The organism is Haloglomus salinum (assembly GCF_024298825.1).
Classification (GTDB): domain Archaea; phylum Halobacteriota; class Halobacteria; order Halobacteriales; family Haloarculaceae; genus Haloglomus; species Haloglomus salinum.
The window spans coordinates 2,392,428-2,418,202 of record NZ_CP101153.1 but is presented as its reverse complement, the minus strand read 5'-3'; the positions used below and the strand labels follow the sequence as shown (position 1 = coordinate 2,418,202).

Annotated in this window: 29 protein-coding genes and 1 tRNA gene; 13 read left to right on the top strand and 17 right to left on the bottom strand. The window is 70.8% G+C overall.

What is annotated here, in order from left to right; genetic code table 11:
- Window positions 1-48: 48 nt before the first annotated feature.
- From NL115_RS11605 to NL115_RS11595, 3 genes are read left to right on the top strand one after another with little or no spacing between them, the layout of a single operon-like run.
- Complete coding sequence (locus tag NL115_RS11605; protein WP_254829528.1) at window positions 49-1,692, top strand: COG1361 family protein; 1,644 nt, start codon at window positions 49-51, stop codon at window positions 1,690-1,692.
- Window positions 1,689-2,462 carry an ABC transporter ATP-binding protein gene (locus NL115_RS11600; protein WP_254829527.1) on the top strand — a complete coding sequence of 258 codons (774 nt, stop codon included), beginning with the start codon at window positions 1,689-1,691 and terminating at the stop codon, window positions 2,460-2,462. The genes NL115_RS11605 and NL115_RS11600 overlap by 4 nt, the downstream gene beginning before the upstream one ends.
- Complete coding sequence (locus NL115_RS11595; RefSeq protein WP_254829526.1) at window positions 2,452-3,633, top strand: ABC transporter permease; 1,182 nt, start codon at window positions 2,452-2,454, stop codon at window positions 3,631-3,633. The genes NL115_RS11600 and NL115_RS11595 overlap by 11 nt, the downstream gene beginning before the upstream one ends.
- 12 nt (window positions 3,634-3,645) lie before the next feature.
- On the opposite strand, the gene NL115_RS11590 is transcribed toward NL115_RS11595, so the two are convergent.
- Window positions 3,646-4,110 (bottom strand): hypothetical protein, encoded by a 465-nt coding sequence (locus tag NL115_RS11590; RefSeq protein ID WP_254829525.1) that lies wholly within the window; start codon window positions 4,108-4,110, stop codon window positions 3,646-3,648.
- A gap of 147 nt (window positions 4,111-4,257) precedes the next feature.
- Between NL115_RS11590 and NL115_RS11585 the strand changes: the two genes are divergently transcribed.
- Entirely contained in the window at window positions 4,258-4,782 is a 525-nt protein-coding gene (locus NL115_RS11585) for a type II toxin-antitoxin system RatA family toxin (protein WP_254829524.1), read from the top strand.
- A gap of 286 nt (window positions 4,783-5,068) precedes the next feature.
- On the opposite strand, the gene NL115_RS11580 is transcribed toward NL115_RS11585, so the two are convergent.
- A complete protein-coding gene (locus NL115_RS11580; RefSeq protein WP_254829523.1) occupies window positions 5,069-5,518 on the bottom strand; it encodes a pyridoxamine 5'-phosphate oxidase family protein in 450 nt (149 codons plus the stop codon).
- A 181-nt stretch (window positions 5,519-5,699) separates the two neighbouring features.
- Here NL115_RS11580 and NL115_RS20620 point away from each other — a divergent pair, with 181 nt between their 5' ends.
- Window positions 5,700-5,825, top strand: coding sequence for a hypothetical protein (locus tag NL115_RS20620; protein ID WP_286666466.1), 126 nt, complete (start codon window positions 5,700-5,702; stop codon window positions 5,823-5,825).
- Window positions 5,818-5,955 (top strand): hypothetical protein, encoded by a 138-nt coding sequence (locus NL115_RS11575; RefSeq protein ID WP_254829522.1) that lies wholly within the window; start codon window positions 5,818-5,820, stop codon window positions 5,953-5,955. The genes NL115_RS20620 and NL115_RS11575 overlap by 8 nt, the downstream gene beginning before the upstream one ends.
- A gap of 5 nt (window positions 5,956-5,960) precedes the next feature.
- On the opposite strand, the gene NL115_RS11570 is transcribed toward NL115_RS11575, so the two are convergent.
- From NL115_RS11570 to NL115_RS11545, 6 genes are all read right to left on the bottom strand, one after another.
- A complete protein-coding gene (locus tag NL115_RS11570) occupies window positions 5,961-6,206 on the bottom strand; it encodes a hypothetical protein (RefSeq protein WP_254829521.1) in 246 nt (81 codons plus the stop codon).
- A gap of 58 nt (window positions 6,207-6,264) precedes the next feature.
- On the bottom strand, window positions 6,265-7,947 hold the full coding sequence (locus tag NL115_RS11565; protein WP_254829520.1) for a cobyric acid synthase: 1,683 nt from the start codon (window positions 7,945-7,947) through the stop codon (window positions 6,265-6,267).
- 3 nt (window positions 7,948-7,950) lie between these two features.
- Window positions 7,951-9,249, bottom strand: a complete 1,299-nt coding sequence (locus NL115_RS11560) for a cobyrinic acid a,c-diamide synthase (protein WP_254829519.1) — start codon at window positions 9,247-9,249, stop codon at window positions 7,951-7,953.
- Window positions 9,249-10,280: a nicotinate mononucleotide-dependent phosphoribosyltransferase CobT gene (gene cobT / locus NL115_RS11555; protein ID WP_254829518.1), complete on the bottom strand. Its 1,032-nt coding sequence runs from the start codon at window positions 10,278-10,280 to the stop codon at window positions 9,249-9,251. Before cobT ends, NL115_RS11560 begins: the two co-directional genes overlap by 1 nt.
- 118 nt (window positions 10,281-10,398) lie before the next feature.
- Window positions 10,399-11,121: an MBL fold metallo-hydrolase gene (locus NL115_RS11550; RefSeq protein WP_254829517.1), complete on the bottom strand. Its 723-nt coding sequence runs from the start codon at window positions 11,119-11,121 to the stop codon at window positions 10,399-10,401.
- Window positions 11,122-11,205: 84 nt separating this feature from the next.
- Window positions 11,206-11,826, bottom strand: a complete 621-nt coding sequence (locus NL115_RS11545) for a sterol carrier protein (RefSeq protein ID WP_254829516.1) — start codon at window positions 11,824-11,826, stop codon at window positions 11,206-11,208.
- 227 nt (window positions 11,827-12,053) lie between these two features.
- Here NL115_RS11545 and fer point away from each other — a divergent pair, with 227 nt between their 5' ends.
- A complete protein-coding gene (gene fer, locus NL115_RS11540) occupies window positions 12,054-12,716 on the top strand; it encodes a ferredoxin Fer (RefSeq protein ID WP_254829515.1) in 663 nt (220 codons plus the stop codon).
- Between the two features lie 205 nt (window positions 12,717-12,921).
- On the opposite strand, the gene NL115_RS11535 is transcribed toward fer, so the two are convergent.
- The 7 genes from NL115_RS11535 to NL115_RS11505 all read right to left on the bottom strand — a co-directional run bounded on the left by NL115_RS11535 (window position 12,922) and on the right by NL115_RS11505 (window position 17,553).
- Entirely contained in the window at window positions 12,922-13,245 is a 324-nt protein-coding gene (locus tag NL115_RS11535) for a hypothetical protein (RefSeq protein WP_254829514.1), read from the bottom strand.
- A gap of 155 nt (window positions 13,246-13,400) precedes the next feature.
- A tRNA-Ala gene (locus NL115_RS11530) sits at window positions 13,401-13,472 on the bottom strand.
- A 48-nt stretch (window positions 13,473-13,520) separates the two neighbouring features.
- Window positions 13,521-13,760, bottom strand: a complete 240-nt coding sequence (locus tag NL115_RS11525) for a hypothetical protein (RefSeq protein ID WP_254829513.1) — start codon at window positions 13,758-13,760, stop codon at window positions 13,521-13,523.
- Window positions 13,761-14,111: 351 nt separating this feature from the next.
- Window positions 14,112-14,420 (bottom strand): 30S ribosomal protein S10, encoded by a 309-nt coding sequence (gene rpsJ / locus NL115_RS11520; RefSeq protein ID WP_254821084.1) that lies wholly within the window; start codon window positions 14,418-14,420, stop codon window positions 14,112-14,114.
- A gap of 1 nt (window position 14,421) precedes the next feature.
- On the bottom strand, window positions 14,422-15,687 hold the full coding sequence (tuf, locus tag NL115_RS11515) for a translation elongation factor EF-1 subunit alpha (protein WP_254829512.1): 1,266 nt from the start codon (window positions 15,685-15,687) through the stop codon (window positions 14,422-14,424).
- 388 nt (window positions 15,688-16,075) lie between these two features.
- Window positions 16,076-17,026 carry a homoserine dehydrogenase gene (locus tag NL115_RS11510; RefSeq protein ID WP_254829511.1) on the bottom strand — a complete coding sequence of 317 codons (951 nt, stop codon included), beginning with the start codon at window positions 17,024-17,026 and terminating at the stop codon, window positions 16,076-16,078.
- Window positions 17,023-17,553, bottom strand: coding sequence for an amino acid-binding protein (locus NL115_RS11505; protein WP_254829510.1), 531 nt, complete (start codon window positions 17,551-17,553; stop codon window positions 17,023-17,025). Before NL115_RS11505 ends, NL115_RS11510 begins: the two co-directional genes overlap by 4 nt.
- Before the next feature lie 175 nt (window positions 17,554-17,728).
- Between NL115_RS11505 and NL115_RS11500 the strand changes: the two genes are divergently transcribed.
- From NL115_RS11500 to NL115_RS11485, 4 genes are all read left to right on the top strand, one after another.
- Entirely contained in the window at window positions 17,729-17,869 is a 141-nt protein-coding gene (locus tag NL115_RS11500) for a hypothetical protein (RefSeq protein ID WP_254829509.1), read from the top strand.
- Window positions 17,870-18,040: 171 nt separating this feature from the next.
- On the top strand, window positions 18,041-18,265 hold the full coding sequence (locus NL115_RS11495; RefSeq protein ID WP_254829508.1) for a hypothetical protein: 225 nt from the start codon (window positions 18,041-18,043) through the stop codon (window positions 18,263-18,265).
- A 61-nt stretch (window positions 18,266-18,326) separates the two neighbouring features.
- Entirely contained in the window at window positions 18,327-19,226 is a 900-nt protein-coding gene (locus tag NL115_RS11490; protein ID WP_254829507.1) for an ABC transporter substrate-binding protein, read from the top strand.
- Between the two features lie 91 nt (window positions 19,227-19,317).
- On the top strand, window positions 19,318-19,767 hold the full coding sequence (locus NL115_RS11485; protein WP_254829506.1) for an ester cyclase: 450 nt from the start codon (window positions 19,318-19,320) through the stop codon (window positions 19,765-19,767).
- 183 nt (window positions 19,768-19,950) lie between these two features.
- Here NL115_RS11485 and NL115_RS11480 read toward each other — a convergent pair whose 3' ends face one another.
- Both NL115_RS11480 and NL115_RS11475 read right to left on the bottom strand, forming a co-directional pair.
- Window positions 19,951-22,137, bottom strand: coding sequence for an elongation factor EF-2 (locus tag NL115_RS11480; protein ID WP_254829505.1), 2,187 nt, complete (start codon window positions 22,135-22,137; stop codon window positions 19,951-19,953).
- Between the two features lie 159 nt (window positions 22,138-22,296).
- Complete coding sequence (locus tag NL115_RS11475; RefSeq protein ID WP_254829504.1) at window positions 22,297-23,268, bottom strand: DnaJ domain-containing protein; 972 nt, start codon at window positions 23,266-23,268, stop codon at window positions 22,297-22,299.
- A gap of 153 nt (window positions 23,269-23,421) precedes the next feature.
- Between NL115_RS11475 and NL115_RS11470 the strand changes: the two genes are divergently transcribed.
- Entirely contained in the window at window positions 23,422-24,255 is an 834-nt protein-coding gene (locus NL115_RS11470) for a DUF5781 family protein (protein WP_254829503.1), read from the top strand.
- Window positions 24,256-24,334: 79 nt separating this feature from the next.
- The gene (locus tag NL115_RS11465) at window positions 24,335-25,717 is read left to right on the top strand and encodes an aryl-sulfate sulfotransferase (protein ID WP_254829502.1); all 1,383 of its coding nucleotides are present in this window, start codon (window positions 24,335-24,337) and stop codon (window positions 25,715-25,717) included.
- Window positions 25,718-25,775: the final 58 nt, after the last annotated feature.

The window sequence follows — 25,775 nt, the reverse complement described above, 5'->3', positions numbered from 1 at the left end:
CGCCACGCGAACCCTTTTGCGCGTCCGCCCCCTACTTCTGGCAACCAGATGCGCCGCCAGCCCGCGATTTCGCCCGCCCGTGCAGGACTCGTCCTGGTCGTCGCCTGCCTGGTGCTCGCACCGGCAGCGTCGACCCTCGGTACGGCCGCCGCGGTGCCGGACGCCCGCCTGCAGTTCTCGAGCGTCGCGGCTGCGCCGGCTGCCCCGACGACGGGTGAGCCCGTCACCGTCTCCGCGACCGTCCAGCTCTCGGCTGGCAGCGCCGCCACCGCCGAAATCGAGCGTGTCCTCCTCCGCAACGATTCGACGACCCTCGCCCGCGCCGTCGGCCCGGGGTCGCTCTCACAGGGCGACAGCCTCACCGTCGACCTCGTCACCTCCTTCGAGGCCCGGGGGCAGAAGGACCTCACCCTCGTCGCCGTCGCCAACTCCTCGACCGCCAACGAGACCGTCCGCATCGAGCGCCCGGTGACGCTGGTGGTCCGTGACTCGCCGCCCGGGATGGACGTGACCGTCCCCGACCCGGTCGCCGGCGTCGAAAGCCGGGTCGCGGTCGAACTGTCGAACCCGAACGCCGACGCCGTGAGCGACCTCGAGGTGACGCTCGAGGGCGACCGGGGCGTCCGCAAGCGCGCCACGGTCCCGACGCTCGCGTCGGGCGCGACCACCTCGGTCAATCTCTCGATGCGCCCGACGGCGGGCGAACAGACGCTCGTCGTCGCGACGGCCTACACCACCGCCACCGGCGAGCGCGACGTGACCCGTCGGCGCGTCACCGTCGACGCGCCGCCGCTCCGCGAGGACGTGGGCGTCGCGATTTCGCGCGTGCCGCCGCCGGAGGAGGGCGGCGGGAACGCGAACGTCGCCGCTCTGCTTGGCGGCGCGGCCGGTCTCGGCGGCGGTGGCGGCGGTGCGCTCCAGGAGGAGGGCGGCGGCGAGGACACCGCCGAGCGCGTGCAGGTCGCGGTGACGAACTTCGGCAACGCGCCCCTGGAGACCGTCGTCGTCCGGCCGCGGGCGGGCGACCGTCGACTCCCCCGGCAGTACGTCGGCCGCCTCGCACCCGGGGAGACCGGTACCGTCCAGGTCGACCTCTCGACCGTCGAGGGCTCGGCGACAGTCGTCGCGGCCGCGAACTACACGGTCGCTGGGACAGGGCCCGCCGGGTCCCGCGACGCCGACGTTCGCGACGCGGACGCTCGCGCCCGGCAGGGACGCGCACGGGGGAGCTTCGAGTTCCGCCAGCCCGCCGGCGACATCCGCGTGACGGATGTCTCGCTGGCCTTCGACGACGACGGCACACTTCGTATCAGCGGCAACGCCGGCAACATCGGCACCGCCCCGGTCGACGGCGTGGTCGTCCAGATGGGCAGCAACGAGTTCGTCGAGCCCGCCTACCCGGGCCGGACGTACTTCGTCGGCACCGTCGACGGCAGCGAGTTCGCCCCCTTCGAACTCACGGCGGACGTGGACGCCGCGAACGCCACGGAGCTCCCCGTCCGGGTCACCTACGTCGTGGACGGCGAGGAGCGCACCCGGGAGGCGACGCTCCCGTTCGACCGGGACCTCGAACCGCCCGAGCGGAAGCGCGGTGGCCTGCTCTCGCTCGGCATCGCGCCCTTGACCGGGCTCGGTGTCGCGGCCGCGCTACTGGTCGTCGGCGCACCGCTCGTCTACCTCCGCCGGCGATGAGCGAGGACATCGGCGTGGCGGCGGGCGCAGACGGGGCCGAGGCGGGCGGTGCGGACGGGGCCGAGGCGGGCGGCGCCGACGCCTCGCTCGGAGCCGACACCGAGACCCCGCTGGAACTGACGAACGTGGTGAAGGCGTACGAGTCGGGCGCGGAGACGGTGCGAGCGCTGAAGGGCGTCGACTTCGCCGTCGAGCGCGGCGAGTTCGTCTCCGTCATCGGCCCCTCCGGGTCGGGCAAGTCGACGATGCTGAACATGCTCGGCCTGCTTGACACGCCCACGTCGGGCGAGGTGCTGCTGGACGGCGTCGACGCCGCGACCTACGACGACACCCAGCGCACGGACGCCCGGCGCGAGTACATCGGCTTCGTCTTCCAGCAGTTCTACCTCATCGACGCGCTCACCGCTGTCGAGAACGTCACGCTCCCGACCGTCTACCAGCGCGACCCCGGCGCGGAGGCGCGCGCGGAGGACCTCCTCCGGCGGGTGGGGCTGGGCGACCGCCTCGACCACCGGCCCACGCAGCTCTCGGGCGGGCAGAAACAGCGCGTCGCCATCGCGCGCTCGCTCATCAACGAGCCGGCCGTGGTGCTGGCCGACGAGCCGACGGGGAACCTCGACCAGGAGACCGGCACCACCATCCTCGAGGAGTTCGCCGCCGTCTGCGAGGAGGGGGTCGCCGTCGTCACCGTCACGCACGACCCGCTGGTCAACGAGTTCGCCGACCGCGTCGTGGAACTCGTCGACGGGGTGATACGCGATGTCCGATAGCGACTCGTCACCCGGCCCCGACGCAGAGGGGCGACTCGGCCTCCTCGAGCGCTTCCCGTCGGTGCTGATGGCCCGGCGGAACCTCTCGCGCAACCGGCTCCGTTCCGGGCTGGCGGCGCTGGGCATCGTCATCGGCGTGCTGGCCATCGCGACGCTGGGCATCTTCGGGAACGTCCTCCAGCTCTCGGCGACGAACGAACTCGGCGGCCTCGGCAACCAGGTCATCGTCAGTCCGAACGAGGATACCGGCGCGGAGACCCTCTCGCCACGGGACGTGGCGGCGGTCGAACGCATCGCGGAGGGCCGGGGGACGGCGGTCCCGCTGGTGACCGACGGCGCGGTGGTGAACGGCCCGAGCGGGCAGACGTTCGCGCAACTGTACGGCCTCGACCGGCCACGGGCGCTGTTCACGGCCCGGGCGGGGACGGTGCCGGAGTTCCACCGCCAGGGCGCGCTGGTCGGCTCCTCGGTCGCCGGCCGCCTGGGACTCCAGCCCGGGAGCGCCGTCGAGATCGAGGGGCAGCGCTTCCGCGTCATCGCGGTGCTGGCCGAGAGCGACGACATCACGCCCATCCAGCCGTCGAACGCTGTCGTCCTGCCCCGCGACGCGTTCGCGCAGGACGCCCCCAGTCAGATCGTCGTCCAGGCCGACTCCGGCGAGGACGCCTCCTACGTCGCCTCGACGGTCCGCGACCGGCTCAACGCCCGCGAGCGCCGGGTGAGCGTCTTCGAGCTGTCGAGCATCCTCGACCGCATCAACGAGTTCTTCGGCCTCCTGAACGGCTTCCTCGTCGCCCTGGGTGCCGTCTCGCTCGTCGTCGCCGGTGTCGCCATCTTCAACGTGATGCTGATGTCCACGACCGAGCGTCGCGGGGAGATCGGCGTCCTCCGGGCTGTCGGGGTGCAGAAGGACGACGTGCTCCGGACGCTCGTCGTGGAGGCGACGCTGCTCGGCATCGTCGGTGGCTTCGGTGGCGTCGTGCTGACGGCCGTCGCCGTCGGCGCCCTCTACCAGTTCAGTCCCATCGGGCTGGACGTGGTCCTCCACCCGAGCAACGGCGTCTACCTCGTGGTCGCGTTCGCGTTCGGCGTGTTCATCAGCCTCGCATCCGGCCTCTACCCCGCGTACAGGGCCGCCAACGAGGAGCCCGTCGACGCACTCCGCGACTGACCCGGGGCGGCGTTACTCGCCGTCGCCACTCCGCAGGGAGACGACCACGCCACCGGGGACTGCCTTCCGGAGTAGTTCGCCGCCCAGCAGCAGGTCCAGCGCGACCAGTTCGCGGTAGACGCAGGCCGCTCCGCAAGCGGGCTCTACCCACGCCATCCACGCGGGGAGCGCCACGGCTGCTCCCAGCGCCGACAGCGCGACGAGCGACGCGTGAGGGAGGTACGCGGCGGCGTCGGCTGCTCGCTCGGCCAGGAACCACTCCGGCCCGTGCCGGAGCAGGTCCACACCCAGGTCGGTCAGGTAGTAGCTCGCCAGGAGTCGGTTCACCACTGCGAGCGGGCCGTGTGGAACCGAGATTCCCGGCCACCCGGCGAGCAGGTGGGCACCCAGCACGCACGCCGTCCCGGCCAGGACGAGCGGGCGCCCACGCTCGAGAGTGGCACCGATTCGTGCGAGCGACCGCGACCCCTCCGTCATCACGACGAGTGTGGTGGCGCCACCACACTGGTGGTTCCGCCGAACACGTTCGACATTATTTGTGATGATTGATATGGAGTCGTGTGGTGCCCGTCGAACCGCACGCCACGGGGGCATCGTTATGCGGCTCCCCCGCCTTGTTACGGTGTGGACGGGCTCGACGTCAGCGCAGTTCTCTACGCACCGCCCGAGGAGCTGTACGAGTTCGTCACCGGGATGCGTGGCTACTCGAAGTACTCGCCGCATCTGGACGAGATTCGCCAGTACGGGGACGGCAGCCCCGGGACCGACTACGAGATCGTGGTCTCCTGGTGGCGGCTCTCCTACACCTCCCACACCACCGTCACGGGGACGGACCCGCCCGAGCGCGTGGACTGGCGGACCACGGAGGGGCTGAAGGCGCGCGGCTACTGGGGTATCGAACCGCTTCCGAACGTCGAGCCGCCCGACGACCACGACCACGCGACCCGGGTCCGGCTCCGCATCCAGTTCGACCCGGACACGCTCGGGGCCGTGCCGCTCGGTGGCTGGACGCTGGACCGGTTGTTCGACCGTATCAGGCCGCTCGTGGTGAGCGAGTCCGAGCGCATCGTCGCCGGCATCGCCGAGGACCTGGAGGGCGAGCGCCGTGACGTGGCTATCGAGGTCCACCGCGGGCCGGAGAGCGTCTGAGCCGTCGCTCGCCGTTCGTCGGGAAAGTAGAGAGATGGTGCCGGCGCCGGAGCACGGTGTGGTGGTGGGATGGTGGGGACGTATGTCGGGTCCGTAAACGGGACCCGACGTACATGGCAGCGGGTGTCCTCCACGCCGGCGATATCGCTAGTAGACCTAGTAGGATATTCATTTCCCCTTGCATGGGGGGCTGGTATAAGTCGCCCCCGAACGGCACGAACCGGCGACAGCGGGCCGTTACCCACCGAACGGGCACGTCCAGTGACGGTCACGTGGGTCGTGGGCGCTACTCGACGGCGTCGTGCATCCGCTCGGTGAAATCCCAGGTGTACAGCCGGTCGGGGTCGATGCGGATTCGGACCTCGTCGCGGTCCGCGCGGAGCAGCCGGTCGCCCAGGCCGTTGTCGGTGCCGCCGAGATAGCGGTCGAACAGGGCTCGGAGCAGGCTCTTGTCGTGGTCGGGCTCGACCGTCGCCGTCCCGGCGCCGCGGACTCCCCGGTAGGGTGGGTCGTTGGTCGACACCTCGAAGCTGACGCCGTCATCGTGGTCGAGGTAACGAACCACGTCGGCGTCGGCCCCGGTGGCACACCAGAGCGACCCGTCACACGGGAGGAACCAGAGCGAGAGCATCCAGAGGCCCCCACCGGGCGTCCGGCAGGCGACACGGATGGGGACGGTCGTCTCGGCGAGAAAGGAGTTCGCTTCGGCGGCCGACCAGCTACCGGTGACGTTCACGGGGACCCTACGGGCAGGAGGCGCAATTAGTTTCCGGCGGGTCGCCCGTCATGCCGGAACTTCCCGCCAACTGGGTCGCCACTGCGCCCGCCCATCGCCGCTGTCGACCGGTCCCGAGGGATATAGCGCGGTCCGTACCGCTCATAGCAACCGTTCTCCGTCGGGTCGCCGGAGCGGGCGTATGGTCTCCGAACAGGACCTGCGCCGCATCGCGGCGTTCGTCGACCGCGGCGGCGAGCGCGTGGGGACGGCATCGACGGACCCGACGATGGCTGGTCGCCGCGCTCCGAGAGGTGCGGATGACTGACGCCGTCGCGGTGCTCCTCGGGGCAGACTGTGGGCGGTACGGCGACACGGCACTCGGGCGGAGGAGGGACAGGGACGACCGCGCGGTGGTGCGCGAGAACTGCGTGGCGCCGGCGCTACGGCTGTTCTGACGACCTCACCGGGTCCGGCCGCTCCGGGGCTCGCCCTGCGACCAGGGGACGTAGTCGTAGAGCCAGTAGCCGAGCACCAGCAGGAGGAACAGCGCGACCGCGGACATGGCACCCACGTCGCTGGCGAAGTCGGCGTCGTTCCCCAGGAACAGGAGGCCCGCTCTGACCGCGCCGCCGCCGAGCCACGCGACTGCGGCCAGTACGATGACCATCAGGAGCTTGACGCCCCAGCTCCGGTCCTCCGCTCGCATACTCTCACCTCTCCGTGGGCGGGGTTAAGGCTGGTGCCAGCGCCGGCCGTCGTGTCGGCTACGGGCCCGATGCTGGCAGTGACTCGTCGAGCGCCGGCACCGCACAGAGGTCGATGCCCGAGCGGACCAGCGCCGCCGCGTCGTCCAGGGGCGAGCCAGCCGCCGTCGCCGAGGGGGGGTCGCCGTCGAACAGCGGGGTCAGGAACGCCCGACGGACTGCGGGCGACCGGAACAGCCCGTGACAGTACGTGCCGAGAACGGACCCCTCGGCGGCACTGTCCGGTCCAAGCGGTCGGGCGACCGGGCCCGTGGCCGTCGTCGTCCCGGCGTGGATCTCGTAGCCGGTGACCGTCGGGGCCCCAGTATCGTCCCCGGCCGTCGCTCCGGCGGTGTCGGCGGCGGCCACCACGTCGGCCAGCGGCCCGGCGGGTGTCATCGTGTGGTCGGCCCGGGTGACCCGCTTGGTCGGTGCGAACCGTGTGACGGCGGACAGGAGGCCGAACCCCGCGACACACCCCTCGGTACGCGTGCTCTCGTGCTCGACCCGTTCGAGTCGCTCGCCCAGCAGCTGGTAGCCGCCGCAGATGCCGACGATGGGGCCATCGAACGCCCGCAACTCGTCGCCGAGGCCCGCCTCACGACACGCGAGCAGGTCGTCGACGGCGTTCTTCGTCCCGGGGAGGACGACCGCGTCGGCGTCGGCCAGCGACGCGTCCGGCGGCCGGAACGCGACCCGGACGCCCGGCACCCGCGCCAGCGGGTCGGCGTCGGTGGCGTTGGAGACGCGCGGGAGCCGGACGACGGCGACCGTCACGGCCGCCTCGTCGGGCACGCCGTCGTCGGCGCCCCTGACCGCCCGCTCGCCGCGGGCGGGGAGCGAGAGGCTGTCCTCGTCCGGCAGCCCCGGGTCCTCGTACGGGAGGACACCGAGGACGGTGACGCCGGTGCGGTCCTCGAAGGCATCGAGCCCCGGCGCGAGCAGCGAGCGGTCGCCGCGGAACTTGTTGACGACGACGCCGACCACCCGTTCCCGGACATCGTCGGGGAGCAACTCCAGCGTCCCGACGAGCGAGGCGAACACGCCGCCGCGCTCGATGTCCGCGACGAGCAGGACCGACGCGTCGGCGAAGCGTGCGGTCTCGATGTTGGCGAGGTCGCGGTCGTGGAGGTTGATCTCGGCGATGCTGCCGGCACCCTCCGCGACCACGATGTCGTGCTTGGCGGCGAGCCGCCGGTGGGCCGCGACCGCCGCGTCGCGGGCCTCCTCCCAGTGGTCGTCGTAGTACGTTCCGGCGCTGTAGTGGCCGACGGCGACGCCGTCGACGACGACCTGGCTCTCGCCGTCGCCGCGGGGCTTCAGCAGCACCGGATTCAGGTCCGTCGTCGGCGCGACGCGGGCGCCCCGGGCCTGCGTGTGCTGGGAGACGCCGATCTCCCCCCACTGGCCGCTCGCGCCACGCTCGGGGTCGTCGTCCGTCGCTTCTTCGTCCACCCGGCCGTTCGTCGTCCCGTCGCCCGCTCGGTCGGCCGCCCCGTCGTCACCCCGAACCGCCGCCGGCCGCAGCGCGACGTGGGCGTTGTTGCTCATGTTCTGGGCCTTGAACGGCGCGACGTCGACGCCGGCATCGGCGAGTGCCCGGCAGAGCCCCGCGACGACCGTCGACTTGCCGACGTGGCTGGCCGTGCCGGCGACGAGCAGGGTCGGGGCGTCGGGCCCATCCGGGTCGCTCGCGCCACTCATCGCTCAGAGGCCCTCCACGAACCGGTCGAACGCGCCGCTCGACGCGTGGACGTGGGCGTACGTCCCGAGCGTCCGGTGTTCGGTCAGGCCGTCGTGGCCACCGTCGAGGCCGTCGCCGCGGACCACGTCGAACGCGAACCGGGCGTCCCGACCGAGCGTCGCCTCGGAGTAGTGGAACTCGTGGCCGTGCACGGTCGCTCCGGCGGGTGCGGTGAGCGTCCCGTCGCGGGCCCGCAGCTCGACGTGGTCGAGCGCCTGGTAACGGTCACACATTCGTACCTCGGCGGGGAGGACGCCCGCCATCGCGTGGGTCCCGTCGTCGGTCTCCAGCGACTCCGCCAGCGCCATCAGGCCGCCACACTCCCCGAGAACGGGGAGGCCGTCGGCCGCGCGCTCGCCGAGGTCGTCGAGCGTTCCGGACGACGCGAGAGCGGGGGCGTGGAGTTCAGGGTAGCCGCCGGGGAGGTAGACCCCGTCGCAGTCGGGGACGGGGTCGCCCGCGACCGGCGAGAACGTCGTCACGTCCGCGCGGGACCGGAGGCGCTCGCGGGTCGCGGGGTAACAGAAGCGGAACGCGGCGTCCCGCGCGACCGCGACCCGGGCGCCCGTCCAGGAGTGCTCGGGTGCCGGTTCGTCGGGCTGTCGGGCCTCGCGCGCGGCGGCGAGCAGCCGGTCGGCCCGCACGTGTTCGGCGGCCGCGTCGAGCGCATCGTCCGGGAGCGGGTCCTCCGCGCCCATGTGGAGGCCGAGGTGGCGCTCGGGGATTTCGAGGTCGCCGTTCGGCGGCACCCGGCCGAACCAGGTCAGGCCGTCCGGGAGCGCCTCGCGGATTCCGTCCGCGTGGCGGCCGCCGTGGGCCTGCTGTGCGAGGACGCCGACCACGTCGATGTCGTGGCCGGCCTCGGCGGCGTACTCGCGGAAGCCCAGTGCCGTCGCAGCGACGCTCTCCATCCCCGCCGCCGCATCGACCACGAGCACGACCGGCAGGTCCAGTGCCGCAGCCACGTCCGCCGTCGAGGAGACGGTGCCGTCGTACAGCCCCATCACGCCCTCGACGACGCGGAACTCGCCCGCGTCGCGGTGGAAGTTGCGGCGGACGCCGTCCGCGCCCTCCAGCCACGGGTCCAGCGTCCGCGATGGATGGCCGGTGACCGCGCGGTGGTGGCTCGGGTCGATGAAATCCGGGCCGGCCTTGCCCGCGCGAACATCCACGTCCTCGGCTTCGAGGGCGCGGCAGACGGCCAGCGTGGCGACCGTCTTGCCGACGCCCGAGGCGGTGCCGCCGAGCACCAGGCCCCGCATCAGCGCTCGCCCCCGGCCGTGGGCTCTCGCTCGGTCCCGGCCAGCAGTCGGTCGTAGACGGCCCGTATCTGCTCGTGGACGGCTCCTGTTCCGACTCCGGCATCGGCCGCGAGGGCCAGCGCGCCGCCCATCCCGACGCCCTCCTTCGCTTCGCCGTCGGCGTAGGCCCGCATCGCGGGGTGGTCGCGCCCGTCGAACGAGGGGTCCGAGACCCGGACGTCGGCGTCCGCGGCGGCCGCCAGGGCGCGGAAGTCGGCGCTCTCGTCGCCCGCCACGAACGCCGTGGTGGCCACCGTCAGGTCGTGTTCGACGCCGGCGTGGCGGGCGAGCAACGCCGCCGTCGCCTGCTGGGTCCCGCCCGCGAGCGTCACGGTCGCTCCGGCGTCGGCGGCGCCCTGCACGAGGCCGAGCGTCGCCGCCAGCGTCGGGTCGCCCATCGCCCGCACGGCCGCCACGGGGGCGTCAGCGTGGGCACCGGTGTCGATGCTGCTCGCGTCGAGTCCCTCGCGGACCACCCGCCGCTTCAGGTCGAGCGGGTTCGCCGGCAGCGAGGAGGAGACGGTCGCTGGCTCCCCCAGCGCCGCCAGCGTCCCGAGCGCCGTCGTCGTCCCGCCGGGGATGGTCTCGGCGAGCCACAGGTCGTCTGTCTCGGCCGCGAGGGTGCGGCCGTGGTTCCGGGCTCGCTCGACGATTTCACCGGCGTCGGGCACCGCCTCGGCGGTCCGGATGTCGGCGCCGGGCCCGTCGGCGAGTGCCGTCGTCTCGGCACCCGTCGGAGCCGACAGCCCGGCGTCGACGACGGCCGCGTCGAAGTCGAGGAGTTCGCGGACCGCCCGTGTCACGACGGCAGGGGTCGGACAGCCGGCGGGGCTGACCGGGACGACAGGCGCCGCGGTCGGCTCGCCGTGGAGGACGATCTCGGCGTCCGCACTGGGCGTGTGGGCCATCAGCGCCGGGTCGGCCCCGGCGGCGCTGATGCCCTCGATCTCGGCGGTGGCGGTGCCCCCCGCAACGAGGACGAACCGGGTCATCGGGCACCTCCAGCCGGGTGTCGCTGTCGAGTCACTGTGGTTGTCTTCGGACAAGTGAACTTGAAGCCGTCGCCCGACCGACGGACGAGTCCGGGTCCGCCGGGGAGCGACTGGTCGGTCAGTCCCGCAGGTCCGACCGGAGCGCCGCTAGCACCGTCCGGGCCTGGTCGAGACCGTTCGTCAGCAGCGCCTTCGCGAAGTCGTCCTCGGCGTTCGCGATGGCCGCCTCCAGCGCCGCGGCGGCGTTCTCGTCGAGCCCCCGACCGTGGCCGGAGCAGATTCGCTCCGGTTCGAGGCCCCGGAGCGCCGTCGGCGGGTGGCGCCGGCGCATCGTCATCACGCCCAGTGGCTCGTCGCCCACACGCATGTACTCGGCCGTCCCGACACACTCGCTGACACGCAGCGTCTCACCGTTCCAGAGCGCGTACTCGTACCAGGGCGCGCCCAGCGCCGTCCCGGTCGCGACCTCGACGAACTCGTAATCTCCCAGTCGCTCGCCCGCGCCGACGCGCTCGATGGGAACCGTGAGGTCGGGAAGTTCCTCGTCGGGGACGCCCCCGCCCACGTAGACGGGCACGTCGTGGCGCCGCGCGAACAGCCCCGCGTCGCGGGTGTGGTGGTTCGACAGGAGGACGACACCCGCGACCTCGCCGAACTCGGCGAGCAGGTCGTCGACGCCGGGCGCGTCGAGCGGGTCCACGAGGTAGACGCCCTCGTCGGTCGCGAGCGCCGTGCTGGCACGCTCCATCGTCTCCTCGGGATGGACGAGCCACTCGACGCCATGGGCCCAGCGGAGCCCCTCCTCGTATCCGGTCGGTGCGGCGGTCACCTTGGCTGGCATGGCTGGACCCTCGGGTGACGGTCACGTAACGGTACGGGTCGAACGGGCGGCGGGACGACTCGAAGGCGTTCCGGGCCGAACGCGTCAGAACGGGCTGAGCGTATTCGTGACGAGGCTGGCCTGCTGTTCGGCCAGGAGGCCGACGGCGATGGGCTGGCGGACGGCCTCGTCGAGCACGAGTTCGCCGGGGGTGGCGGCCTCGCCGGGGAAGAGATGGGTCGTCTCCACGTCGGCGGCGACGTCACCCACGACCTGGAGGACCGAGCCGTGCCGGAGGAGCCGCACCTTGTTCCCCTCGATGACCAGGTCGCCGTTCAGCCACGCCGAGGTGACCGGGCGGCCGTCGACGATGCGCCGCCAGGTCTGGTACGGGCCCTTCACGACGTAGCCCACGTCCTTCTCGGTCGGGTCGTCGAGGACCTCGGTTCCGGTGCACTGACCCTCCTCGAGCCCGACATAGGCGTAGATCGTCCCGTCGTGTACCTTCGTCTCGATCTGATAGAGCAGGTCCTGTACGTTCGCGGGCAGCGAGGGGCGCAACGTCTCCCCGAACCGCTCGGGGGCCTCCTCGAGCGAGACATCGCTGACGCCGGCCCGGATGTTCTCCGGCAGGTCCGCCAGCACCGGGTCGGGCAGGTCACCGAGCGTGGTCTCGGCCAGCGGAATGTCGTCGATGACCAGCATCACGTCCCCGTTGAATCCCACACCCCAGCCCGAGGCGATCGTGTCGAGCCTGCGGCTTCGGTCGAGTGCGCGCCCGAAGGATTCCAACCACTGCCCCGTGGGATACAAACTCATGCCAACTGTTCGCACCGATGAGATACAGTCATATAAACAGACCGGTTCTGTAAGGTGATTCATACGCTGACGACGGACTCGGCCCGGTTACCGCGAGAAGCAGGTTTTACCGGCCCGACTGCCTACGCTCGAACGTGGCATCTCCGTTCGACGTGCTCGGGGTCGACCCCGAGGCCGACGACGAAACCATCGAGCAGGCGTACCGAGAACGCGTGTTCGAGGCGCACCCGGACCACGGCGGCTCCGCGGCCGAGTTCCAGCGCATCCGTCGGGCCTACGAGCGCATCGAGAACGGGTACGACCCCAGCGAGAACGGAGCGACGCCGGCGCCGGAGGACGAGGGCACCGAGCCCGACGAACCGGATGCGGCCGGTGTCACCGTCGAGTACCTCGACTACCAGGCGCTCGCCGACCAGGGCTGGGAGCTGACCGACGCGGACCTGTTCGAGAAGGCCGCCGACACGGACCTCGACGGGGACGACTACGGGACCTTCGTCGCCGACCCGGGGACGCCGCTGCTCGAAGCGGCCGAGGAAGCAGGCCACGCATGGCCCTTCGCCTGCCGTGGCGGCGCCTGTACCAACTGTGCCGTCGCCGTCATCGACGGCGAGATGCCGATGCACTCCAGCCACATCCTCCCGCAGGAGTGGATCGACCGCGGCATCCGGCTCTCCTGCGTGAGTGCCCCCGTCTCCGACGAGATGCAGGTCGTGTTCAACGTGAAGCATCTGCCGGGACTCGAGGAGCTACTCCTGCCGGCGAGTCGGTTCGACAAGGCCCGCTCCAGCGGGGACTGACTCCTCTCGTCGTCTCCTCTTAGAACGGTGGCCACAAGTGCGGGCCCGCGGCGACCCGGCTTGCCGACGGGCCCCTCCGAGGACGGGCCGAAGTCCCTCGGCTCCCGGCGCTCCCCCCTGCTGGTGGTCGTACGCGAAAGCGCGTGCTCCCGAGGCCACGCATTCGCCGCGGGCGGACGCCGCCCGTTGCAGTCACCACGCGGCGTCACTCGCCCTCGGAGGAATCCGTCTCGCTCTTCGCGAGGGCTCCGGGGTCTATCGACCTGCACTCCGTCTCCTCGAAGTCGGCCGGCTCGGTCCCCTTCCGTCCGCAGTTCTCACAGCGAATCCCCGGCACTGGCACGTCTACAGGCGGGTCCGATGCCTCACGGATTTCGTACACAGGGTGCCGTTCGAACGGCCCTTCGTGCCCGGCCTCCCTGGCCGCCGCTTCCGTCGCCGGAACCCGCTCGCCCGGCGTCGACACGTCCTCGAGAACGGGTGGCGGGTCTCTGGCTTCCCCTGGTCGGGACTCGTCTTCGTTACCCATACGCCGTATCCCGGTAGACGCCGCAAATAGTTGTCTCCGGACGCAGGGCGTGGGGGCTCTCGGCCCGTGTCCCGCTGCTCGGCTCCGGTGGTCGAGGGAGCACGCGGCGGTGCCACTGTCGGGAACAACTCTCGCGAAGGAACGACCGAACGGAATGGACTCGCGGGGATTTGAACCCCGGGCCTCTTCCTTGCGAAGGAAGCGATCTGCCGCTGATCTACGAGCCCGCAATCCGAAGAAGTCGAGCGGTTCACTTGAGGATTCCGTTTCCCCGACTACGCGCCGAGCAACTCGAACGCGAGGCCGGGGATGGTGATGAACACGATGCCGACGATGATGAGCAGCGCGGGCGTCCAGAGGATACTCATGCTGGTAAACAGCCACAGCCCGAGGCCGGCGAGGACCATGATGGCACCGATGACCCGGAGGAGCGTCACCAGAATGCCCTCCAGTTCAGTCCCCTCCACGGCCTCCGCGGCTTCGAGTGCCTCGTCCATAGCACCCGGCCCTACCATCGCCCCCTCCGTGTCGGTGCAGCCGGATAGTTCGCTGTTTGAAGTGGGGGTGTATGCGTGCTGGGCGCACCCGCGGGTCGCGATGGTGAGGATGCAGCGGCCCGTGAACGAGCGAGAGCAAAAGCCGCACCGTGGCCGTCACGGTGCCGGGTGGTCCGGCCTCGCGGTTTGATGTCGTCGGCCGAGGCCCGGCGGTCCCGAGAGACACACCGCGTCCCTCGACCGTGCACCCGCAGGTCGGGCGCTCAGTTCCGGAAGGTGCGACGCGCCTTCCGGCCTTCGCGGATGCGATGCATCCGCTCAGTTCCGGCGAACGGAGTTCGCCGACCCTCGTGAACGCGAAGCGTTCACTCAGTCCTCGAGGACGATCTCGATGGAGACGTCGTTCGGAACCTGGATGCGCATGAGCTGCCGGAGCGCGCGTTCGTCGGCGTCGATGTCGATCAGCCGCTTGTGGACGCGCATCTCCCAGTGCTCCCACGTGGCGGTCCCCTCGCCGTCCGGGGACTTCCGCGAGGGAATCTCCAGGTTCTTCGTCGGGAGCGGCACCGGGCCGCTCAGCTGGACGCCCGTGTTGTCGGCGATCTCACGGACGTCGTCGCAGATGTCGTCGAGGTCCTCGGGGCTGGTCCCCGCCAGACGGACGCGTGCCTGCTGCATTCTATCGCTCGTTGACGCTCAGGACCTTCCCGGCGGCGATGGTCTGGCCCATGTCGCGGATGGCGAAGGAGCCGAGCTCCGGGATCTCGGAGGACGGCTCGATGCTGAGAGGCTTCTGCGGGCGGACGGTGACGACCGCCGCGTCGCCGGACTGGATGAAGTCCGGGTTCTCCTCGGCGACCTCGCCCGACGAGGGGTCGAGCTTCTTGTCGATGGACTCGATGGTACACGCGACCTGCGCCGTGTGGGCGTGGAAGACCGGCGTGTAGCCCGCGGTGATGACCGACGGGTGCTGCATCACGACGATCTGGGCCTGGAACGTCTCGGCGACGCTCGGCGGGTCGTCGGCGGGGCCACAGACGTCGCCACGGCGGATGTCGTCCTTCCCGACGCCGCGGACGTTGAACCCGACGTTGTCACCGGGGCCAGCCTGGTCGACCTCCTCGTGGTGCATCTCGACGGTCTTGACCTCACCGCCGACGTCGCTGGGCTGGAAGCTGACGTTGTCGCCCGGACTCATGACACCGGTCTCGATGCGGCCGACCGGCACGGTACCGATGCCGGAGATGGTGTAGACGTCCTGGATGGGCAGCCGCAGCGGCGCGTCCGTCGGCGGCTGGGGCTCCGGCAGGTTGTTCAGCGCCTCCAGCAGGGTCTCACCGTCGTACCAGGGCGTGTTCTCCGACTCCTCGGAGACGTTGTCGCCCTCGAAGGCCGAGGTCGGGATGAAGCTCGCGTCGTCCGTGTCGAAGCGGACCTGCTTGAGGAGCTTCTTGACCTCCTCGACGGTCTCGTCGTAGCGGCTCTCCTGGTAATCGACGAGGTCCATCTTGTTGACCGCGATGATGAGCTCGTCGATGCCCAGGGTCTTCGCGAGGAAGACGTGCTCCTGGGTCTGGGGCTGGACGCCGTCGTCGGCGGCGACCACGAGCACGGCGTTGTCGGCCTGGCTCGCGCCCGTGATCATGTTCTTCACGAAGTCGCGGTGACCCGGACAGTCGACGATCGTGAAGTAGTAGGTGTCCGTGTCGAACTCCTGGTGGGCGATGTCGATGGTGACACCACGCTCGCGCTCCTCTGCGAGGTTGTCCATCACGTAGGCGAACTCGAAGCCGCCCTTGCCCTTCTCTTCGGCCTCCTCTCGATACTGCTCGATGACGTGCTCGGGGACGCTCCCTGTTTCGAACAGGAGCCGCCCGACCATCGTACTCTTCCCGTGGTCGACGTGGCCGATGACGGCCAGGTTCTGGTGCGGTTTGTCGCTCATGGTTGATGTCGCGCCTCGCGTGGCGCTATGTGCGGAGAACGTTACCCCGACGCCCGTAAGAAGATTTCGATACCACGGGCCGGAATCCCACGAATCCGCCCGTTTCGCGGGCCGTGCGTGCCGTTCACACGGGTCCCGCATTCGGTGGGGCCAGGCTGCCGTCAGTTGGCGTAGAACCGGACCGGCCCGCATTCACCACGGAGACACGCATCGAGGGAGGCGCTCCCGCCCACTACCCCAAGGCTGTCGGAGCCGGAGTCGTCGATGCGGACGCTCTCGTTGCGGGCCGGCGGAGTAGTCGACACGCTGGAGGGCCACGTCACAGTCCGGGCAGGCACGGGTGGACATAGCGGCGCGTCCGACCCCGGAATGAAAAGTGTCCGCCCGGCTACTCCAGCGGCTCCAGCAGCCCCACGTCCGCCAGCACCGCGCTCGCGGTCTCCGGACCACCCGCGCCCGCGCCGGAGATGTTGAGCCGCCCCGCGTGCTCGGTCTCCAGCTGGACGATGTTCGTCGTGCCGCCCACCGCCAGCGTCCCGTGCTCGGGGACGAGCCGCGGCCCGACCCGCACGTCACCGTCGGCCACCTCGGCGATGAGCCGGACGGTACGGCCGTCCTCGGCGGCGAGTTCGAGCGCACTCCCCGGGATATCACGGATGCCGGCCACCTCGGCGTCGTCGAGCGTGTAGCCGCCGTCGTACAGCACGTTCGCGAGGATGACACATTTCAGTGCCGCGTCGGTCCCCTCCACGTCGAAGGAGGGGTCGGCCTCGGCCACCCCGAGGTCCTGTGCTTCGGCGAGGACGTGCTCGTAGTCCAGCCCCTCGGCGGCCATCCGCGAGAGGACGAAGTTGGCGGTCCCGTTGAGGACACCGCGCACCGCGGTGACACGCTCGGGGCCGAGCGAGCGGACCGTCGAGAGCGTGGGGATGGCGCCTGCGACGGTCGCCTCGAACAGCACGCGGCCGCGCGACTCGGCTTCGAGCGCCCGGACCTCGTCGTACCGCTCGGCGACCGGGCCCTTGTTCGCGAGGACGACGTGCCGGTCGCGTTCGAGGGCGGCCTCGACGTGGCTGAAGCCCGGCTGGGCGTCGTCCAGCGTCGTCGGCGTCGCCTCGACCAGCGCGTCGTAGGAGGTGTCGAGCGCGGCGTCGACGGTGTCGTCACCGACCGTGCCGGTCTCGTCCTTCCGCTCCAGCACCGCGTCCACGTCCAGCCCGTCGGGGTCGATGGCGGCACCCGACGAATCCGCGAGCGCCGTCACCGTGTGGCCGTACTCGCCCGCCAGCTCCGCGACCGAGCGCCCGACCGCGCCCGCGCCGAGGATTGCGAGCTTCACGCGTCACCACCCCCGGCGAGCGGCTCCACCACATCGAGGCCCTTCTCCTCGGCCACCTCGCGGACGGTCGCGAGCGCGGCGCTGGCGGCGCCCGCGTGCGTGTCCATGCGGATGCGAGCGGAGGAGAGCTCGTCCGTGCCGTCCGGCGCCGACAGCGCCACGTCGTCGATGCTCGCGCCGCCGCAGTCCTCGATGCGCGACAGGGTATCCGAGAGGTCCGTGTCGACGAGATGCCCGACGAGCAGCACGACGAGCTCCTCGGCGTACTCCTCGGCGCCCGCGCGGACGACGTTGACGCCGTTCTCGCGGAGCGCGGCGACGATCTCCTCGAACCGCTCGGGCGTCGCCTCCAGGTCCACCTCGACGGGGATGTGGCCCCGGGGGGTGATGTTCCCGCGCTCGTGGAAGATGGAGAGCAGGTTCCCGCCGTTGTCGGCGATGGGTTCGAGCGCCCGCAGCAGCTCGCCGGGCTCGTCCTGCAGCTCCAGGCGGACGGTGTAGGCCCGGACCGGCTCGGACTCGCTCACGCCATCACCTCACGTGCGTGACGACTCGGTTGCATGGCCGGATACCCGGCACGGCCGGGCATAAGCCCCCCGGAACCCGGCAGTCTCGCCGTGCCCGCTCCCGGGCAGGCTATCGTGCCCGACAGCCGCGCCCGCTCGCGTCGGCTTCAAGCCCTCCGCACCGTTCGAGACGAACGTGACGCTCCCACCGACGCCCTCCCCGACCACGACCACGGCCGCCGTCTCCGGCGCCGCCAGTCCCGACCCCGGCGTCGGTCTCGCCGGGACACTGGTGGTGGTCGTGCTCGCGGTGCTACTCCTGCGATGGGTCGCGTGAGCCGGGGGCGTCCGCTCGGTCCTTCCGCTGCCGGTGGATAAATAGTCCCACCCGATATTTGGCCATTAATGCGTCGAATTATGGACTTATATCGCGGTTTCGATAGGAAATCGCTCGCCAGCGAGACGGCAAACCGCAATCCCGTTGCCGGTTCGACCCGAAGCCGACCCCATGTCAACCGCCCACCAGATCGTCGATATCCTGCTCGCCGGACTCATCGCGGGGCTCGTCGCCTTCCCGATGAGCATCGTCGCACCACGGGCTGCCACCAGCGTCGGGGTCGCCGCCGCGGCCGCGTTCTACTTCTCCCGGCATCCCTGGGGCGTCGACGAGGCGTCCGGCCGCGAGTACAACGAGCAACTCGACGAGCTGTACGAGCAGTACCTCCCGTTCTGACCATGCGAAACCTGAATCGATTCCGAAAAATGACTAATGCAACGCCGAGCCATTACCCGACATGGACCGGCGCGACTACCTCCGGGTGCTCGGCGTCGGCGGGGCGGCGTCGCTCTCGGGGTATGTCGCGGACGGTGAGGGGGATTCCGGGTCGCCGTCGCTCGCTGCCGGTCGGCTGACGCTCGCGACGGCGACGACGGCACATGACAGCGGCCTGCTGGGGCGGCTCAACTCGGGCTTTCGCGACGCGTTCGGGGTCGAGGTGCGGACGCTCGTCGAGGGGACCGGCGCGGCGCTGCGCACCGCCCGGGACGGGGACTGCGACGTGGTACTCGTCCACGCCCGCCCGCTCGAGGACCGGTTCCTCCGCGACGGTCACGGCGTCAACCGGCGGGCGCTCATGCGCAACGACTTCCTGCTCGTCGGTCCACCCGGTGACCCGGCCGATGCGGCCGGCCGCCCCGTCACAGCGGCGTTCCGCGCAATCGCCGGCGCCGAGACGCCGTTCCTCTCCCGCGGCGACGACTCCGGCACCCACGTCCGGGAGCGCCGTGTCTGGGACGCCGCCGGCGTCGACCCGGCCGGCACGTGGTACCGCGAGACCGGACAGGGCATGGGCGACACCCTGACGACGGCCGACGAGGTCGACGCCTACACCCTGACCGACCGCGGGACCTTCCTCACGCTCCGCCCGGACGTGGACCTCGTCGCCCACGTCGACCGCGGCATCGCGGACCCGCCGCCGCTCCTGCGCAACGGGTACGGACTCATCCCGGTCAACCCGGCTCGCCACAACGTGGCCTACCCGCTCGCGATGGCCTACGTCGGCTACCTGACTGGTCCGGCACAGGCGATCATTCGCGGGTTCCGGCGTGACGGCGAGCCGGCGTTCCGGCCGACGGCGCTCTCCCCCGGGCCACGGTTCAAGCAGTACGTGCCGACGGACTGGTCCGGGGACTGACCCCGTGACCGGGGCAAACGCTTTGCCCCCGTCACGCGCACCTGAGCCAGGGATTCTCGCCCCGAGGGGGCAGGCGGCCCGACACACCACCATGGACGCATCCACAGCGACACCCACGACGGTGAGAGAGCGGCTCACCGAGGCCTGGAACGACCACGACCGCGAGGCGATGGCGGAACGGTACGCCGAGGAACTCGCGGTCCCGAACGCCGAACCCGACACGCGCTCCCGCGCCGAGCAACTCGACGCCGAGATGGCCTTCTTCGAGTCGTTCCCGGACGCCACGGCGACCATCCAAGACCTGTTCGCCGCCCCGGACGGCGACCGGGTGTTCGTCCGCTGGCACGTGACCGCCACCCACGACGGCAACTTCGCGGGCATTGCGCCGACGGGCAACAGCCTCTCCTACGAGGAGTGGGCGCTCTACGAGGTCGCGGACGGCCACATCACCGGCATCCGGGCGACCCGCGACTCGCTGGAGATGCTGGAGCAACTCGACGCGCTCGACTGGCCGCCCGAGGAAGGCGAGGGGAGCTGGTAGCGAGGCTCGGTGAGGCAGAATTATTCGTCTTGCATACGCGCGCCTTCGGCGCGCGTTTCACCGCTCGGAGTGAGCGAAGCGAACGGAGAGCGGCCTTTTTCTGAACGTTTTTTCCGTGAGTGGTTCCGCAGGCGCTCGCCGGAGGCGAGCGCCGAGGAAACCCGAGCGGGAAAAAGCTCGAGTTTAGAAGTAGTCGACGCCCTCGGGCAGCTCCAGCTTCATGCCCTTCCGCTCGCGGATCTCCTCGATGATCTCCGGCTGGAGGTTGTCCGCGAGGACGCGGAAGCCAGCGTTCTCCGTGTTCCAGGACGCTCGACCCTCGGTGGCCGAGCGGATGTCGCTGGAGAAGCCGATCATCTCGTCGACCGGTGCGATGCCCTCGACGACCATGAGGTCGCCCTCCTGGTACATGTCGTCGACGCGGCCACGGCGTCCCTGGATCTCGCCGGAGGCGGCGCCCATGTGTTCGTTGGGCACGTCGATGCGGACGTTCTGGATGGGCTCGAGCAGCCGCACCTCGGCGTGGATGAGCGCTCGGTGGACCGCGTTCCGGACGGCCGGGATGACCTGCGCCGGACCACGGTGGATGGCGTCCTCGTGGAGCCGGGCGTCGTGGAGCCGGATGAGGGCGCCCTCGACGGGCTCGGCGGCCAGCGGGCCGTCCTCGAGTGCCTCCTCCCACCCTTCGAGGACGAGTTCCATCGTCTCGTTGAGCTGCTGGACACCCTTCGTGTCGTCGATGAAGATGTTGGACTTGAAGATGTGCTCCACGTTCTGGGAGGTCTCCTTGTCCATGCCGGCCTCCTGCAGCGCCTCGCGGCGCTCCAGCTCGGGCATGTCCATCGTCGCCTCACCCTTCTTCAGCACGTCGATGATATCCTGGTCGAGCGGCTCCAGCGAGACGTAGAACCGGTTGTGGCGGTTCGGCGAGATACCCTCGACCTCGGGGGTGGCCTGCGTGGGTGCCTCGCGGTAGACGACGATGGGCTCACCCGTCGTGACCGGGATGCCCTGGTTGCGCTCGATACGCTGGGTGATGACCTCGAGGTGGAGCTCACCCTGTCCGGAGATGAGGTGCTCGCCGGTGTCCTCGTTGATCTCGATGCGGATGGTGGGGTCCTCCTTGGAGACCTGCCGGAGCGTCTCGATGAGCTTCGGGAGGTCGTCCATGTTCTTGGCCTCGACGGACTTCGTGATGACCGGCTCCGAGATGTGTTCGATGGACTCGAACGGGGTCATCTCGATGGAGGACACCGTCGAGCCGGCGATGGCGTCCTTCAGGCCGGTGACGGCCGCGATGTTGCCGGCGGGGACGTGCTCGACCTCCTCACGCTCGCCACCCATGTAGATGCCGACGCTCTGGACGCGGTTCTTGCCCACGGTCCCGGAGACGTACAGCTCCTGGCCCTTCTCGATGGTACCGGAGAAGACACGGCCCGCGGCGATCTCGCCGGCGTGGGGGTCGACACCGATGTCGGTGACCATCAGGACGACCTCGCCGTCGTCGTCGACCAGACGCATCTGCTCGGCGACATCGGAGGTGTCGTCACCACGCCAGACCCGCGGGATACGCCGGGGCTGGGCGTCGATGGGGTCCGGGAAGTGCTCACAGACCATGTCGAGGACGACGTCCGAGAGCGGCGTCCGCTCGTGGAGCTCCTGGCGCTTGTCCGCTCGCTCCAGGTCGATGATGTCGCCGAAGTCCATCCCGGTCCGCTGCATCGACGGCATGGAGACGCCCCATTTGTAGAGGGCGGACCCGAAGCCGACGGTACCCCCCTCGACGGAGACAGTCCAGTCGTCCACGTCGTCCATCTCCTCGGTCATCCCACGGATGAGCTCGTTCACGTCGCGGATGACCTTCGTGAGGCGCTGCTGCATCTCCTCGGGCCCCTCCTGGAGCTCGGAGATGAGTCGGTCGACCTTGTTGATGAACAGCGCGGGCTTGACGCCCTCGCGGAGCGCCTGCCGCAGCACCGTCTCCGTCTGGGGCATGGCACCCTCGACAGCGTCGACCACCACGAGCGCGCCGTCGACGGCACGCATCGCACGGGTCACGTCGCCACCGAAGTCGACGTGACCCGGCGTGTCGATGAGGTTGATGAGGTGGTTGTTCCCCTCGTACTCGTGGGTCATCGACACGTTAGCCGCGTCGATGGTGATACCACGTTCCTGTTCGTCCTCCTCGGTGTCCATCGCGAGCTGCTGGCCGGCGCTCTCCTGGCCGATCATCCCGGCGCCCGCGAGAAGGTTGTCAGTCAGCGTTGTCTTGCCGTGATCGACGTGTGCGGCGATGGCGATGTTCCGGATCTGCTCCGGCTTGTCCATCAGTTTCTCGCACTCCTGTACGATCTTCTTGCGTCGGCCCATTATGGAGAGGGGTACCGGTAGCACCGTGAAAAGGGTAGTGTTTCGCCGTGCGCCCGGGTCTCGGGCCGTGCGACGGCAACACACGTTCTCCAGGCGGCACCCGTCCCGAAGGTGACCCGCGCCGTCCCGGGGCGATACCGCTGCCTGCGCCGTCCCGAGCTAGTCCTCGGTGAGGTACTCGTACGCCCACTGGACCCGCTTGAAGCGCTCCGGGTCCCCGCCGCGGTCGGGATGGACCTCCTTCACCCGGGCGCGGTACGCCTCGCGGATGGTTTCGGAGTCTGCATCGGCGGTCACGTCGAGCAGTTCGCGGGCCTGTTCCGCCCGGCGGTCGGGTCGTCGCTCGCGGCGCGCGCGGCCACGGTCACCCGGCCCGGTGTGTCGCTGGCGGTCGCGGCGCTGCTGGTTCTGCCGGCCGCGCTGTCGGGCACCGGCCCGGCCGGCGGTGCCGCCGTGTCGCTCACGGCGGCTCCCGGCGCCAGGCGACCGGGTACCGCGCCTCGTCCCGTCGTCCGCCCGGTCGTACTCCTGCTGGAACGAGCGCCAGTGGCGGTCGGCCCACTCCCAGTCGGCGTCCCAGTCGTCCCAGCCGCCGACGCGGTCGCGCTCGTCGGCGTCCCAGATACGTTCCCCGCCCGGGCCGAGTCCGGCGCCGGCCCCGTCACCTCCGCCGGCGGTTCGGCCACCCGCCCGCCTCTTCTCGCCGCCGGCGTCGCCGAGGCGTTCACCGGGCGTGGGCCCGTCGTCGGACGTGCCGGTACCGGTGCCAGCGCCGGGACCAGCGCTGGCGTCCGCCCGACCACCGTCGGACCGCTGGTCCGACGCGGCTCGGCCGCTGGCCGCACCGCCGTCGGCCGCGGTGCTCCGCCAGTTACCGTCCGGGTCCGCCCGGTCCTCGGGGCGACCGGTCCGGCCGTCCGCCGCGGCGCTCCGTCCCGAATCGCCGACCTCCTCGTAGACGGTCGCGACGATACGGGCGCTCCCGGCGGCCCACGCGAGGTAGGCGCCGGCGGCGAGGAGGAGTCCGACGGGGAGCAGCAGCGGCGCGGCCGCGATGCCGGCTCCGACGAGCACAAGCGCGAGACCGCCGGCGAGGCCGGCCACCCCGACGAGGAGCCATCCGGTGTCCACGCCCGTGTGAACGTCTCCCGTCGTTGTAAACCCCTCGCCCGGGGCGACGACAGCCGTCTGACGAGGTCGCGGCCGCACGGCCGGGTGCCGTCATCCGGTCACGTCGGCCGTGGGGATAAGCCTCAAACGGTACGGACCCGTTGTGTGGGTGACATGGACCTACGCGTACAGGGTCGTGGGCCGGCCGACCCCTTCCTCTCGGCCCGCGACCTCTTCGAGACGGAACACGACCTCGACTGGCCGGTCGAGGTCGAGGTCCGCGCCGACCCGGACGAACGGACGCTGACCGGCCACTACGACGACGAGGAGCGCCACGTCCTCGTGATGAGCGAGCAGGCCGCCCGCGGAGCGATGGCCCGAGAACTCGCCCTCCACGAGTTCTCGCACATGCTCCGCTACGAGGAGGCCCACCCCTCCCACACGCAGTCGATGGAGGAGGCGCTGTTCCTCGCGCTGGCCGGGCGCTCGGTCGAGCGCCGCAAACTCACCCACTGCTACCAGATCGCCAACCACATGAAGGACATCTACGCCGACGACATCACGCTCGACGTCGCGCCGGCGGACAAACTGGTGTCGTTCCTCGAGTCCTCGCTCGCGGCCGCGGTCGCGGACCGCCCGGCGGAGGCCGGCGACCGTGGCGGGTGGCGGCCGGACGGGGCGCCCGCGGCCACGGCGTCCGGACCAGCGGGGACGACCCGCGACGGCGGCGGCTGGCAGCGGCTCACGCCGGCGGCCGACCCCGAGATAACCGCGGTGAACGCGGCGTTCGCCCTCGCGCTCTGCGAGCGCCACGACCTCCTCTCGCGGGACCACCGGCTCTACGACCTCGCCGAGGCCGCCGCGGCCGACGCGCCGGAGGTGTCGCTGTCTGCGTTCAAGACGCACTTCCGCACGCTCGCGGCCGACACGGACGACTCGGAGTACCGCAAGGCGCTGGTCGATATCACACGCGAGTACGCCGGCGGGTCGGGTCCGGCGGCCGACTGAGAACGGGCCTCTCCTCCGCGGGGCACGTCTCCGACCGCGTGAGGAAAGACTGATTGCCAACACCCCGCGAGGAGGTGGCATGTCCCGACTCGCCGTCGCCGTGCTCGCGGTCTGTCTCGTCCTCGGGCCGGTGGCGCCCGTGGTCGCGCAGGACGGCGCCACGGGGACCGGCACGACCAACGCGACCGCGACTGCCGAGCCGACGCCCGAACTGGGCGCCTGCACCGGCACGATGACCGACCCTGCCGACGGTATCACCGTCGTCAGCGTGCAGGGCGCGCGTTTCCGCCCGGAGGTGAAGAAGACGACCGCCCGCCTCGTGGCGTTCGGGCCCCGCGGGAACGTCCGGTGGGTCCACGAACCCGAGGGCGTCGTCTGGTCGTACGACATCGACCCGCTCCCCGACGGCGACCTGTTCCTCACGGCGACGACCCGCGTCGAGGGCGAGGGGAAGACGAAGTTCGTCAGGTTCGACCCCGAGAACCAGTCGGCCGTCTGGTCCGTGACCGCCGACTTCCACGACACCCACGACGCCGACCTGCTGGACGAGCACCGCATCGCCGTCGCGAACATGCGTGACCCGGACCCCGCCAACGGCACGAACGGTGACAGCCTCGCCATCTTCAACCGCACCTCCGGCGAGGTGGAGTGGGAGTGGCACTTCGACGACCACTACCCGCCGAGCGTCGGCGGCAACTACAGCGACGACTGGACCCACGTCAACGACATCGACCCCGTCCGCGGCGGCGAGGCGTTCCTCGCCTCCCCGCGCAACCTCGACCAGGTCATCCTCGTGGACCGCTCGTCCGGGGAGATCGAGGCCCGCCTCGGCCGCGACCAGCAGTGGTCCACGCTCCACGCCCAGCACAACCCGATGTACCTGGAGAGCGACTCCGGCCGGCCGACGTTCCTCGTCGCGGACTCGGAGAACGACCGCCTCGTCGAGTACGAACTCCGCGAGGGCGCGAACGCGACGGCCGGGACCGCCGGCGAGGGCGGCGCCTGGCGCCGGACGTGGACCCTCGGCAGCGCCGAGTCCTTCCAGTGGCCCCGCGACGCCGACCGTCTGGAGAACGGGAACACGCTGGTCGGCGACTCCCGGCACAACCGCGTGCTGGAAGTCACGCCCGAGGGCGAGGTGGTCTGGGAGGTGTACGCCCCGTGGCTGGTGTACGACGTGGCGCGGGTCTCCAACGGGAACGAGGACGGCGGCCCCACCATCGCCGACCAGGGCGCCGCGGGGACGTACAATCTGAGTGGTGATACGGCGTTCAGCCTCGACCAGCAGGAGGCGTGCGCGAGCACGCTGGATGCGGCTGCGGGTCGAGGGTCGTTCTTCGCGCCCGGTGGGGCTGTGGATGGCGTGGTCCAGCGTCTGGGTGGGTTGCCTGTCGTGGTCGGTGGGGTCGTGGTGCTGGTGGTTGCAGGTGTGGCCTTCCGTTTCCGTGACCGGCTAGTGTAGGGCTGGTACTGGCTCTGAGAGTTCTAGTTCTGCGATTTTGCGAGTGTGGTCGGCACCG